This is a genomic window from Citrobacter sp. Marseille-Q5395 (genome assembly GCF_947057495.1).
Classification (GTDB): Bacteria; Pseudomonadota; Gammaproteobacteria; order Enterobacterales; family Enterobacteriaceae; genus Citrobacter; species Citrobacter murliniae.
The window spans coordinates 90,967-104,612 of sequence record NZ_CAMSEL010000002.1 but is presented as its reverse complement, the minus strand read 5'-3'; the positions used below and the strand labels follow the sequence as shown (position 1 = coordinate 104,612).

At 52.2% G+C, this 13,646-nt stretch carries 11 protein-coding genes; 1 reads left to right on the top strand and 10 read right to left on the bottom strand.

Annotated features, from left to right (window positions below; genetic code table 11):
• The 10 genes from OH663_RS04125 to tar all read right to left on the bottom strand — a co-directional run bounded on the left by OH663_RS04125 (window position 1) and on the right by tar (window position 11,940).
• Complete coding sequence (locus OH663_RS04125) at window positions 1-1,584, bottom strand: MFS transporter (protein ID WP_200012836.1); 1,584 nt, start codon at window positions 1,582-1,584, stop codon at window positions 1-3.
• 262 nt (window positions 1,585-1,846) lie between these two features.
• Window positions 1,847-2,239 carry a flagellar protein FlhE gene (gene flhE / locus OH663_RS04120; protein WP_045444162.1) on the bottom strand — a complete coding sequence of 131 codons (393 nt, stop codon included), beginning with the start codon at window positions 2,237-2,239 and terminating at the stop codon, window positions 1,847-1,849.
• Window positions 2,239-4,317 carry a flagellar biosynthesis protein FlhA gene (gene flhA / locus OH663_RS04115; RefSeq protein WP_045444164.1) on the bottom strand — a complete coding sequence of 693 codons (2,079 nt, stop codon included), beginning with the start codon at window positions 4,315-4,317 and terminating at the stop codon, window positions 2,239-2,241. Before flhA ends, flhE begins: the two co-directional genes overlap by 1 nt.
• On the bottom strand, window positions 4,310-5,461 hold the full coding sequence (gene flhB / locus OH663_RS04110) for a flagellar biosynthesis protein FlhB (protein ID WP_045444166.1): 1,152 nt from the start codon (window positions 5,459-5,461) through the stop codon (window positions 4,310-4,312). Before flhB ends, flhA begins: the two co-directional genes overlap by 8 nt.
• 179 nt (window positions 5,462-5,640) lie before the next feature.
• Complete coding sequence (cheZ, locus tag OH663_RS04105) at window positions 5,641-6,285, bottom strand: protein phosphatase CheZ (RefSeq protein WP_045444169.1); 645 nt, start codon at window positions 6,283-6,285, stop codon at window positions 5,641-5,643.
• Between the two features lie 10 nt (window positions 6,286-6,295).
• A complete protein-coding gene (cheY, locus tag OH663_RS04100) occupies window positions 6,296-6,685 on the bottom strand; it encodes a chemotaxis response regulator CheY (protein ID WP_045444172.1) in 390 nt (129 codons plus the stop codon).
• A 16-nt stretch (window positions 6,686-6,701) separates the two neighbouring features.
• Complete coding sequence (cheB, locus tag OH663_RS04095) at window positions 6,702-7,751, bottom strand: protein-glutamate methylesterase/protein glutamine deamidase (RefSeq protein WP_045444175.1); 1,050 nt, start codon at window positions 7,749-7,751, stop codon at window positions 6,702-6,704.
• Window positions 7,748-8,614: a protein-glutamate O-methyltransferase CheR gene (cheR, locus tag OH663_RS04090; protein WP_200012835.1), complete on the bottom strand. Its 867-nt coding sequence runs from the start codon at window positions 8,612-8,614 to the stop codon at window positions 7,748-7,750. Before cheR ends, cheB begins: the two co-directional genes overlap by 4 nt.
• Before the next feature lie 19 nt (window positions 8,615-8,633).
• Window positions 8,634-10,235 carry a methyl-accepting chemotaxis protein IV gene (gene tap, locus OH663_RS04085; protein ID WP_200012833.1) on the bottom strand — a complete coding sequence of 534 codons (1,602 nt, stop codon included), beginning with the start codon at window positions 10,233-10,235 and terminating at the stop codon, window positions 8,634-8,636.
• A 43-nt stretch (window positions 10,236-10,278) separates the two neighbouring features.
• Entirely contained in the window at window positions 10,279-11,940 is a 1,662-nt protein-coding gene (gene tar / locus OH663_RS04080) for a methyl-accepting chemotaxis protein II (protein ID WP_200012832.1), read from the bottom strand.
• Between the two features lie 404 nt (window positions 11,941-12,344).
• Here tar and OH663_RS04075 point away from each other — a divergent pair, with 404 nt between their 5' ends.
• Window positions 12,345-13,604, top strand: a complete 1,260-nt coding sequence (locus OH663_RS04075; RefSeq protein WP_045444186.1) for a dicarboxylate/amino acid:cation symporter — start codon at window positions 12,345-12,347, stop codon at window positions 13,602-13,604.
• Window positions 13,605-13,646 lie beyond the last annotated feature (42 nt).

Below are 13,646 nucleotides of genomic sequence, written 5' to 3'. Positions count from 1 at the left end.
TTAACCTCTGTGCAATGTCGAATTCAATGCTGTGCCATGTTCCAGCCGTGACGCAGCAGGTTTATTACGATTCAGGTAACCAATATTGTTATTACCCCAAAGCGATTCATACGGCATGCCCGACAGCATCTCTACGGTAGCGCGAACCTGTGGCGTGAGCGTTTCCGGCATCGCCCGCCCCGACTCACGCATTTTCGCAGTCTCTTCACGCAGGATGCTATGCGTTTGCAGGTTTAGCTTGAAACGCAGGGAAACGAGAAATCCAAGCGCCAGAACAATTAGCGTCCCGCAACTCAGGATTAACAAGATGGTATGGCTGACCGCCGCAGGTTGCGTGCTTTGACCTGATACAAATCCAGACATCTGCATGACAATCCCCACCAGCATGACGGCTCCCGCCTGTGAGGCTTTGCGCGTTAGCGTCATAATGCCCGCGAAGATCCCTTCGCGACGCTGACCCGTAATCACCTCATCAACATCGGCAATATAAGTGTAGGTATTCCACGGTACGTAATTGATGCCGCCACGCCCCAGACCAGCCATGGCGGAAACCAGCAACAATAAGGTATAAATATCGCTCAACCCGGCGTAATACAGCACTGCGTAAGAGAGTGAACTCAAACCAAACAGCACAACCACCATTCGGTAAGACGGCGCAGGTCCAAAGCGGATGCACAGCGGTATCATGGCGATAACCGCAATAAACTGGAAGATAGCCATCGTCCCCAGCAGATTCGAGGCCATTGAGGCATCCTGCATCAGCACGAAAACAACGTAATAAGTAAAGACTGCATTAAAGACGTCCTGCGCGATGTAGCCACCCAGATACATGCCCAAATGTTGGCGGAAAATCCTGACCCGCAGCGTCGAACTTAGCTCGACAAACAGACGGTTCATACTCTGACCAAAGTTCAGGCTTTTCTTCTCTTCTTCAGCCCGAAGCGCTGCTTCAGTCCATTCCTCACGCGGGCGCTCCCAGGTAAAAAACCATACGAAGGTTAGCATCAGCGCACACAGCACCGAAAACACCAGACTCGCATAGAAAAATGAAACTGGGTTGTCTTTACCAAACAGAGTAAGCAGCACTCCCGGTAAGAACGAGGCAAGAATGGCTGACATTTGCGCCATTGAAATACGTGCACCAGAAAACTTGGTTTTCTGTTTAAAGTCATCCGTCATTTCCGGTACCAGTGTTTCATAAGGCACCAGAATCATGGTGTAAACCACATCAAACAGCAGATAAGTCAGCAGGTAATACCAGAACCCCATATCGCCAACCCACATTAGTGAGTAGCTAAAAACACAGGGAATACCCAGAAGAATAAAGAATTTACGGCGGCCAAAACGCTTGCCAAGCCAGGTCGAACCAAAATTATCCGTTAAAAAACCCATTAACGGGCTAACCACCGCATCCAGCACCCTGGCGGTGGCAAAAATAAACGTCGCCTCGATAGGTGTCAGTCCACAGAAGGTAGTGTAGAAATAGAGTAACCATGCGGCGGTTAGCGCCGTTGTCCCCGCTCCTAAAAAGTCACCTGAACCGTAAGCAAAATAATTTACCAGACTAATTTTACGCGTGTTCATTGCCGTTACCCCTGCAAATTAATGGGAGGCCCCGCAATCCTCGTTTTGACATTGGGCATCCTTACAGGATCACAGTAAAAGCTAACAGCAAGTGAAACCTTTCTATTTCTGCCAGCAATTCTGACGAAATGGCAACAACACAAAGAGTCCGGCAACGTACGTCACCTATTTTATAAAACAGCGTTTCTTTTTAATCAAAGAGGTAGGTCAAAATTGCGAGGAAGCCAGCAGTTTCATCTGCTGGCTGATATAACGAAGGGAATTAACGGTAGTTCACAATCACCTGGTTACTTTGAACCTGCAAAGCCGGGATCAGACGTCCGCCACCGGGGACTTCCCAGACAAAATGCATCGGCTCAACGGCGGGAACATTGTTAAACCCGTGAGTCGTCCCGCTTTGCCCGTCAAGCTCGACACAGCGGGACTGAGAACATAAACGTACCCGTAATCCCGCAGGTGTTGGACCATTCAGCTCGTAACGCCAGGCTACCAGAGTCATCAACCCGGAAACTGGCTGGCTGGAGACAAGCGGTGCTGATGAGGCTGACTCACCACGATAATTTAAGGTAATGCCCATACCGCTTGCCTGCCAGGCGCCTTCTCCGGCGGCCTGCACCGCCAGAGGAAAGAGTAACAGCCAAAGAAACTTGCGCATTATTTACCCCCAATGGTCGCAGTCATGCGGATATGGCGGTTATCGGACAGCTCCATGTTCGACAGCACCACCAGTTGCGGTATGCTGCGACGTAGAAAGCGGGCCAGTAACGGACGCAATGCATGATTAACCAGCAGTACCGGCGGCGCCCCCAGCATCTCCTGACGTGATAATGCTTCCTGAGTCTGCGCCAGAAGTCGGTCTGCCAGCCCAGGCTCCAGACCACCACCGCCCTGCAGTGCTTGCAACAGCAAACGCTCAAGTGGCGTATCAAGGCCAATAACCTGAACTTCTTCGTTACCCGGGAACCACTGCTGAGTGATCGCCCGCCCCAGCGCAACACGCACCACAGCGGTAAGTTCATGCGGATCGTTCTGTAAAGGCGCGTGCTCTGCCAGCGTTTCGAGAATGGTGCGCATATCTCGAATGGGCACTTTTTCATCCAACAAATTCTGCAGAACTTTATGCAGCGTGGTCAGCGTCACGACGCCTGGCACTAAATCTTCAGTCAGTTTTGGCATCTCCTGCGAAACGCGATCCAGCAGCTGTTGCGCCTCCTGACGACCAAACAGCTCGGCGGCGAACTGACCAATCAAGTGATTAAGGTGGGTGGCGACGACGGTACTGGCTTCCACAACCGTAAAGCCCTGAATTTGTGCCTGTTCTTTTAGCGCGCTTTCAATCCAGATAGCATCCAGACCGAAGGCCGGGTCGACCGTTTTTTCGCCTGGCAGCGACCCGGCTGCCGTACCAGGGTTGATTGCCAGCCAGCGCCCCGGATAGGCGTCACCGCTGCCAATCTCAACGCCTTTCATCAGAATGCGATAGCGGGCGGGTTGCAGATCCATATTGTCGCGGATGTGTACCACCGGCGGCAGGAAGCCCATATCCTGGGCAAACTTCTTGCGAATGCTGCGAATTCGCCCCAGTAGCTCGCCATCCTGCTGAAAGTCCACCATCGGGATCAGGCGATAACCAACCTCCATTCCCAGAGAATCTTCCAGTTGCACATCGTTCCATGTGGCTTCCACTACCGAGTTATTTTCCGGCATCTTCACCGACTGAGGTTCCTCTGGCGCTTTTTTCTCACGACCGCGCAACCACCAGGCAAGGCCCAGCAACGCTGCGGTAAACATCAGAAATACCAGGTTGGGCATCCCCGGAACCAGACCCAATAAGCCGAGTACCGCAGCACTGAGCAACATGACGCTGGGGTTACTGAACAGCTGGGTAACCATCTGTTCACCGACGTCCTGATCGGTACTCACGCGGGTTACGATAACGCCCGCCGCCGTAGAGATAACCAGAGCAGGGATTTGCGCAACCAGCCCGTCACCGATAGTCAACAGGGTATAACTTTCTGCCGCGCTTCCCATGCTCATGCCATGCTGCAATACCCCTACCAGCAAACCGCCGATCACGTTGATAACCATGATCAAAATACCGGCGATGGCATCTCCGCGCACGAATTTACTCGCACCGTCCATTGAGCCGTAAAAATCCGCTTCCTGCGTCACTTCTGAACGACGTTTTTTAGCCTCGTCTTCACCAATAAGTCCGGCATTCAGATCGGCGTCAATTGCCATCTGTTTGCCCGGCATCCCGTCCAGCACAAAGCGCGCGCCGACCTCGGCAATACGCCCGGCACCTTTGGTGATAACCATAAAGTTGATAATGACGAGAATAACGAAGACCACGATACCGATAGCAAAGTTACCGCCAACCAGAAAGTGACCAAAGGCCTCCACTACCTTTCCCGCCGCTGCCGAGCCGGTATGACCTTCCATCAAAATAATACGTGTAGATGCAACGTTCAGCGCAAGGCGTAACAATGTAGTGAACAGCAAAATCGTCGGGAAGGCGGCAAATTCCAGCGTACGCTGGGTAAACATAGCCACCAGCAGTACCATGATCGACAGCGCAATGTTAAAGGTAAACAATAAGTCGAGGATGAAAGCCGGCAGCGGCAGCACCATCATCGACAGGATCAGCAGGATGAGGATCGGCCCGGCAAGAATTTGCCATTGCGTGGATTTCAGATTGTTGGGCAGACGCAGCATCGCGACCAGATTAGCCATCAGTATTCTTCTCGTTCATGAAATCCAGTGCTTCTGGCACTGGAAGATTTCCAGGTTGTGGTGGACGCGTTCCGCCGGCCAGACGCCAGCGTTTTAGCTGCCATACCCAGGCCAGTACTTCCGCGACGGCCGCATACAATTGGCCAGGTATTTGCTGACCAATATCAGCATGGCGATATAGCGCACGCGCCAGCGGCGGTGCTTCTAAAGTGGGAATACGATGCTCAGCGCCAATTTCACGAATACGCAAGGCCACCAGCCCTGCGCCTTTGGCAATGACTCTTGGCGCACTCATTTTATTTTCGTCATACTGCAAGGCGACCGAGTAGTGCGTGGGGTTGGTCACGATAACATCCGCTTTCGGCACATCCGCCATCATGCGACGCTGCGCTGCGGCACGCTGCATTTGGCGAATTTTTCCCTTCACATGCGGATCACCTTCACTTTCTTTAAACTCATCGCGAATATCCTGGCGTGACATCCGCAGCTTTTTAATGTGGCTATAGATCTGGAAAAAGACGTCAAATCCCACCATCGGAATGACCCCAAGCACCACCAGGAGCGCGCACATACCGACTAAATCCAGGGCATTACCCATCGCCGTCACCGGCGACTCGGCCATCAGACGCATCATCTCCGGCCAGTTATGCCAGAGATAAAATCCGGTTACGCTGCCAACCAGCGTGGATTTCAATATCGCTTTTAACAACTCCGCCCCGGTTTGCGCTGAAAACATACGCTTAATACCCGGCAGCGGATTTAACTTCGAGAATTTGGGTTGCAGCGATTTACCACTGAAGATCAAGCCTCCCAGCATCACCGGAGAGATCAAAGCCACCAGAACCACGCCGGTAATCAGCGGTAACAACGCAACCATGGCATCTTTAATCAGCAGGATGATTTGGCTGAGGATCAGGTTAGGGTCATTGACCATACTGTGATCAAAGCGCAGACCGGCAGACAACATTCCGGCCAGTTTACGGGCAAGCGACTCCCCACCGATCCAGATAATGCACACGCCCACCAGCAAAATAAGCAGTGAGGTAAGCTCTTTGGAACGGGGGATCTGCCCCTCTTCCCGCGCTTTTTCAAGTCGGTGGGGTGTGGGGGCTTCTGTTTTGTCGTCGTCGCTTTCTTCTGCCACGCATCAGACCCTGGATCGAGAGATAGGCGAGAATGATGCCAGAACAGTAATCCAGCAATGGGAAGAGTAAGCGGTAAAAAAGATGGGATTTATAGCTTTAACGCCAATTGGCAGCTCCGGCCTACATGCAAGTGTAGGCCGGATAAGATGCACGGACATCTCCATCCGGCAAATACGTATCAGAATCCGAGACTATCCAGCAGGTCGTCCACCTGATCCTGGCTTGCCACCACGCCGGCTTTCGAAGTATCAACCTGTGGGCCGTTGAGCAAGCTTTCGTTTTCGCGTTTTGGACGAGCGCCCTGCTCCGGAATATTCTCCAGCAGCACCATCAGCAGTTGACGCTCAATTTCCTGAATAACATCCATCATACGCTTGATAACCTGACCGGTCAGATCCTGGAAATCCTGCGCCATCATGATGTCCAGCAATTGGGCGTTGGTAAAGCTGGTATGACCGGGGACATCGCCCAGGAACTGTCGGGTGTCAGTGACCAGTTCACGGGCATCGGACAGCTCAATAGGATTTTCGAACCATTCATCCCAGCGTTTGGTCAGGGCTTTGGCCCCTTTTTCCATCGCATCCTGGTGCGGCTGCGAGGCTTCCACGCTGTTCAGTGCGCGCTCTGCCGCTTGCGCGGTCATCTGTACAACATAATCCAGACGATCGCGCGCATCGGGAATCGCTTCCGCCGCTTCTGCAATCGCCTGATCCAGCCCCAGTTCACGCAGGCTGTCACGCAGCATTCGGGTTAAACTACCGATGCGCGCGATGATATCCCCTGCTGAATGTTCATCAACAGGTTTAATTTGTGGTTGCATCATCATCACACCCTCACATGCCCAGTTTCTCAAAGATTTTATTGAGTTTCTCTTCCAGCGTCGCTGCCGTGAAAGGCTTCACAACATAACCACTGGCGCCAGCCTGTGCTGCCGCAATGATGTTTTCTTTCTTCGCTTCAGCTGTCACCATCAGCACCGGCAGGGAGGACATGCCACCATCTGCACGAATAGTTTTCAGCAGTTCCAGACCGTCCATATTGGGCATATTCCAGTCGGAAATGACAAAACCAAACCCACCCGCCTGCAGCTTGTTCAGCGCATCCACGCCGTCCTCAGCTTCTTCAACATTGTTGAATCCCAGCTCTTTAAGCAGGTTACGCACGATGCGACGCATGGTGGAAAAGTCATCCACAACCAAAAATCTCAGCTCTTTATCCGCCATAAAATACTGCTCCTCATTAAATACGTATTGCCTGTCCGGCACTGATTTTCGCCAGCATCTGCTGGCTTACCTGGCTAAGATCGACCACTTCGCTCACGCCACCCATATTGATGGCCTCGCGCGGCATGCCGAACACCACACAACTTGCTTCGTTTTGCGCGATAGTCCAGGCGCCAGCCTGGTGCATCGCTAACATTCCGGCAGCGCCATCGTTACCCATCCCCGTGAGGATCACTCCCACGGCATTGCGCCCCGCGTGTTTTGCTACCGAATGAAACAGCACATCCACAGAAGGCCGGTGCCGGTTCACCGGCGGGCCATCATGAATTTTGATCTGATAGTTGGCTCCGCTGCGGGCCAGCTCCATATGTTTGTCGCCAGGTGCGATATACGCATGCCCGGGTAAGACGCGCTCCCCGTCTTCTGCCTCTTTCACGCTGATCTGACACAACTTGTTCAGACGTTCGGCAAACGACCGGGTAAACCCAGGCGGCATATGCTGCGTGATAATCACCGCCGGACTGGAAAGCGGCAGTGGTTGCAGTACATGGCGTATAGCTTCCGTTCCCCCGGTCGATGCGCCAATGGCGATCAGTTTTTCAGAACTGAGCAGCGGCACAGCTTTCAGCGTCGCCGGTGCAGAAATCGGCTTATGCGCCGCCAGACGCGCGCGCGATGCGGTACGAACTTTCTCCGCAATCATCTCGCTATAGGCCAGCATCCCTTCACGGATCCCCAACTGTGGCTTGGTGACAAAATCAATAGCACCCAGCTCCAGCGCCCGCAGCGTCACTTCAGAGCCTTTTCCGGTCAAAGAAGAGACCATCACCACCGGCATCGGACGCAAACGCATGAGTTTCTCGAGAAAATCGAGACCGTCCATGCGCGGCATTTCCACATCCAGGGTCAGGACATCGGGATTGAATTTTTTGATCAAATCCCGGGCTACCAGCGGATCCGGCGCAGTTGCGACCATTTCCATATCACTGTGGCTGTTAATAATCTCGGTCATGATTTGACGCATCAATGCGGAGTCATCGACCGACAATACCCTGATTTTACTCATGCTTTATCCTTACCTAGCGCATACACCGTCTGTCCGCGCAGGCTAAACTCGCGCACGAGGTTGCTAAAGTTTTCTGAATGACCGGCAAATAACAGTCCGTCAGGTTTAAGGAGTGGAACAAAACGGTGCAAAATGTCCTGTTGAGTCGTTTTATCAAAATAGATCATGACGTTACGACAAAATATGGCGTCGAATGGACCGGGCACGTTGTATTTTTTATCCAACAAATTCACACTGGAAAATTCAACATGACTCGCCAGTTCTTGTCGTACTCGGACCAGTCCTTCATGTGGCCCGGTACCGCGCATGAAATAACGCTGCAGCTGCTGTGGCGACAGGGTTTTCAGTTCATCAAGGCGGTAAATTCCGTTTCTGGCCTTTTCCAGCACTTCAGTATCAATATCGCTGGCAAAAACGCGCCAGCGCCCCGGCGCCATACCTAAGGCATCAGCCAGCGTAATTGCAATACTGTAGGGTTCTTCCCCTGTAGACGCCGCCGCGCTCCAGACGCGGTATTCACCGTTGCGTCGACGAGCGTGGTCAGACAGCACCGGAAAATGATGCCCTTCGCGAAAAAAAGCGGTCAGATTGGTGGTCAGGGAGTTAATAAAGGCCTGCCACTCAGCACTGTTCTGGTTAGCTTCCAGCATGCTGAGATAACGACCAAAATCATCCAGTTCCAGGGTACGCAACCGACGAACCAGGCGGTTATAAACCATGTCCCGCTTGTGGTCGGCCAACACGATTCCCGCGCGCTGGTAGATTAATTGACATATCCGACGAAAATGCGCGTCAGACAGCGCGAGGCGCTGTGTCATCTGTAACAATAATGACGTTTGCCCGGAGGGCAGAGATGATGTCATAGCGCCTTCTCAATCACATTCAGGATACAACAGGTACAACCTTTGGCTGCGCCAGTTCTCGTTGTACTACGGTTTGCTCTTCAAGCTTAAAAAACGCGACGCAAGCTGAGAGATGATCGGCCTGATCGGCCAGTTGCCCGGTAGCAGCGGCTGCCTCTTCGACCAGTCCGGCGTTTTGCTGCGTCACCGAGTCCATTTGGCTGACGGCCTGCGCCACCTGCTCAATTCCTCTACGTTGTTCATCGGAGGCCGAGGCAATCTCCCCCATAATGTCGTTAACCCGGGTAACCGAGCTGACAATCTCTGTCATAGTGCGCGCTGCCATATCCACCAGTTGCGATCCCTGATGCACACGGGTGACGGACTCCTCAATCAGTCCTTTGATTTCTTTCGCAGCCTGCGCGCTGCGGCTGGCCAGATTACGAACTTCCCCAGCCACCACGGCAAAGCCACGCCCCTGTTCACCTGCACGGGCGGCTTCTACTGCGGCGTTGAGTGCCAGAATGTTGGTCTGAAAAGCAATGCTGTCAATCACGCCGATAATATCGCCTATCTTTTGCGAACTGGCTGTAATCTCATGCATCGTACTGGCGACTTTAGCCGTCTGTTCACCGCCTTTGTGCGCAGTGTCTGCGGCACTTTTCGCTATTCCGGATGCCTGGCGCGCATTATCGGCATTCTGTCCAACAGTGGCGGTAAGCTGTTCCATACTGGCTGCTGTTTGTGCCAGCGATGCAGCCTGCTGCTCGGTACGCGAAGACAAATCGTTATTGCCCATCGCTATCTCCGAGATCCCGGTATGCATCGCGGAACTGCCCTGGCGAACATCATTCACCGTTGTGCGCAGCGCCTGTTGCATCGACTTCAGGCTGGCAAAAATAGCTGATATTTCATTACGGCCATACACAGCAACCGGTCGTGCGAGGTTCCCCGCCGCGATGCTGTCGAAATGACTACCAATAATAGCCAGCGGCTGCACAATCATTTTGCGTGACCAGAACAATCCCGCAGTTGTTAACAGTACTGCCAGCACCAGCATGCTGGCGAAAATCACCGCCGACATATGGTAATTACGTTGGCTATGTTCCCCTGCCGTCTGCAAAACACGGTCAATGTTGCTCTGCCATGCGTTAACGTTCTTATCAAAATCGTCCTGAGACGCCTGCACTGGCGCAGTCAAAAAATCTGACAACTGATTACTTTCAAGCCAGGTCGCCTGATGCTCCAGATCGCTATGCCACTGGATGAAACTTTTCTCCGTCGCGTTTTGTAGCGCGTTCCCTTCTCCCGCATTCTGAGTCGTCGCCATAAAACGTTTAAACAGCAATCCAGACTGCGCCAGGCTATCTCGCGCAAGGATCATCAGCGTTTTAATCTCCTCTGGCGGATAGCTAAGAGCAGTTAGCGTCCCGGCCTTGTTTAACGCTGTACTGGCCTGTAATAACACAGCGCGGGTTTGCGCCAACGCAGCGCGTTGCTGATTACTCTGTTCGACCTGATTGAGACTCTGAAAACCGTCCCGAAATGCCCAGAAAGACAAGCCATTACTGCCAATCTGCAAAACACCGCAGAGGATTAAAATCAAAAACAGCGTGGTCGAAATTCGAATACGATTAAACATCAACGCTCCCATCAGGCGGCGCGGGCCGCGGTTCAACTATCAGTCAAAATGTTTCCCAATTAGTGTCTTGTTCGGTGGCCGTCTGTCGCGGATGCGACGCCGGAGCCGTTGTTGCAGAAGGCCGGGTATCACGCAATTTAGCCGACACTGGACGTGATGCCAGGCGGAAGGTAGATACGGACTGGGTTAAGCGACTGGCCTGTTCTTCCAGTGCTGCTGCAGCGGCGGCGGACTCCTGCACCAGCGAGGCGTTCTGTTGCGTCACGCGGTCCATCTCAGATACGGCAAGCGCAACCTGGTCTATCCCGCGACTTTGTTCATCAGAAGCCGAAGCAATTTCACCCATAATGTCAGTGACGCGCGTCACTGCATTGACGATGTCATTCATGGTTTCTCCGGCGCTTTCTACCAGAACAGAACCGGTATCGACCCGCGAGACAGAATCTTCAATTAAGGCTTTAATCTCTTTCGCCGCCTGCGCGCTACGGCTCGCCAGGTTACGCACTTCTCCCGCAACCACCGCAAAACCACGGCCCTGCTCACCTGCACGGGCAGCTTCTACCGCTGCGTTCAGCGCAAGAATGTTGGTCTGGAATGCGATACCGTCAATGACGCTGATGATGTCGGCAATTTTCTTCGAACTGTCGGCTATTTCGTGCATGGTGTTAACCACACCATCAACCACTTTGCCGCCATGTTGGGCCGTATCGGAGGCGCTTTTCGCCAGTTGAGATGCCTGACGCGCGTTATCCGCGTTTTGCTTAACAGTTGCCGTAAGCTGCTCCATGCTGGCTGCGGTTTCTTCCAGCGCAGAGGCCTGCTGCTCAGTACGGGATGAAAGGTCAGTGTTGCCACTGGCAATTTCACTGGTGCCGGAATAAATCGCATCGGATCCTTCACGCACCAGCGTTACCGTTTCAATCAGCGAACGCTGCATATGATCGACTGTGCTTGCCAGTTCGCCGATTTCATTACGCCCGCTGACGGTCAGCGATGTTGTTAAATTACCGCTGGCAATCTCACGAATATGGGCAATAACGCGGGACAACGGGTTGAGCAAGGTATGACGTATGCCGTACCAGACCACCACCAGAATCAGCACCAGTACCACGGCCAGAATACCGAGCTGCCACTGGGCAAAGTGGTAATCCCGTGCGCTTTCATCAAAAGCATGCAGGTAGAGTTTTTCGCTAACGCTGGCATATTTTCCTAACGCTTCACCGAGGGCGTTTTGCATCCCCTGAGTAGGCTGAGCGAAATATGCATCCATATTGCCGCTTTCCAGGAACTGAACCAGCTCCACTAACGCCGCATGATACTGCTGATATTTCTCATCAACGTTGCCGCTGGCTTCTGCCATATCAGGCAAAGGCGTGATGTTTTTAAAGTTTGCGTAATGCGCTTCTGCTTGCGCCAATGTGCCTTTCGCATTCTTCAGCAGTTCGTTTTTCGCGCTGCTCTGCTGATTAGATGCGTCCATCATCATGCGCGCCGATGAACGGCTCAGGTTAATGCGCGTTTGCAGCATTAAGTCCCATGTTGAGGTGAGTTCACTTTGCTGCTGTCGAAGATCGTTTGAAATAACAAAACTTTGCTGGTTCTGTTGCAATGACGAGAACAACAGACCACCGGAAACAAGCTGTAGCAGTGCGAAAACCCCCAGCACCATCATCAGCATTGTTACAACGCGGATACGGTTAAACATAAGGCACCTTCCTGAAAACGAGTTATCAACGTTATCGGCACTCACTGAGATAACTTTACGTTTGCGAAAAGGAAAACCTGGGGGAAATGAACGGCTGAGGCTGATGTGAAGACATTAACGTGCTGACGCCACAAATCGCCAACAAATAAACACCATAATTATCATGTGTATAACACGAGAAAACGGTTATTACGACGACTAACTGACCATCACTGAATGCCACTATGTGATTTAGATCACATAATCACGCCTCAAATACCACAACAAAATGGATAAAAAATTAAAAAAAGTTGTATCCGAGTACGCTTTAATTCAATTTATATGATGAATATTTCGTTACCACTTAATAAGTATAAAAAATGAGTAACCGATCAATAAATGTTAAATCCTGAGAGGGCTTTTTAGTGGCAAGTGCAAACAAACTCACGTTGTTTATCGTGATCTTCATGCTGGCGGGGATCCTGTCGGGCGCGGTGATCCACTCCTATGCCTCCCCAGGAGTCGTTACCACCTGGGCTGATAATATTACACTGCTTACCGACATCTTCTTGCGGCTGATTAAAATGGTCATCGCACCTTTAGTCTTTAGCACGCTGACTGTCGGTATCATGCGCCTGGGAGAAACGTCGACTATCGGACGCGTTGGCGGTAAAGCGATGATCTGGTTTATCAGTTCCTCTGTACTGTCTATTCTGGTAGGCCTTTTCGTTGTCTCCCTTGAGCAACCGGGAAGCGGGCTGAACCTGGCGATTCCGCTGGAAGCAACGGATACCGGTCTGGCCGTCGGTGGTATGAGCCTGAAAGGTTTTCTGTCTCATACCATCCCAACCAGCATTGCCGACGCCATGGCAAACAATGAGATCCTGCAAATCGTCGTGTTCTCAATGTTCTTCGGTATCGGTGGGGCATCACTGGGTGAGAAATTTAACGCACCGCTGGTCGCTGCGCTGGACGTGGTTTCCCACATTATGTTGAAGGTGACGGGTTATGTTATGTACGTCGCGCCGCTGGCTATCTTCGCCGCTATCTCTTCCGTCATTGCCACGCAGGGATTGGGTATTCTGCTCAACTACGCCTCATTTATTGGCGGCTATTACGTCGCCATCCTGCTGACCTGTCTGGTATTGCTGGCTGTAGGTTATATCGTGCTGAAGAAAGAGGTGTTCCGGCTGGTCAGCATGCTGAAAGATCCGGTGTTAGTCGCCTTCACTACCAGCAGCTCAGAGGCAGCCTATCCGAAAACACTGGAACAGTTAACGACGTTTGGCTGCTCCCGCAATATTGTGTCGTTTGTGCTACCCATCGGATATTCGTTTAACCTGGTCGGCTCGATGGTGTATTGCTCATTTGCCTCAATGTTTATCGCTCAGGCCTATAACATCCACCTCTCATTCGCGGAAATTACCGTACTGATGCTAACGCTGATGTTGGCTTCAAAAGGGATTGCAGGTGTGCCACGCTCAGCGCTGGTGGTACTGGCTGCGACCATTCCGAACTTCAATATTCCGGTTGCAGGGATCCTGTTACTGATGGGTATTGACCACTTCCTCGATATGGGACGTTCGGCGATTAACGTTTTAGGCAACGGGATCGCTACGGCAATGCTGGCGAAGGATGAAGGTTTGCTACAGGAAGAACCCGAACTGGTTGAGCAGAAAGTGTAAGGTGTAAAAAAGCCGGGTATCGCTAACGCTTACCCGGCCCTT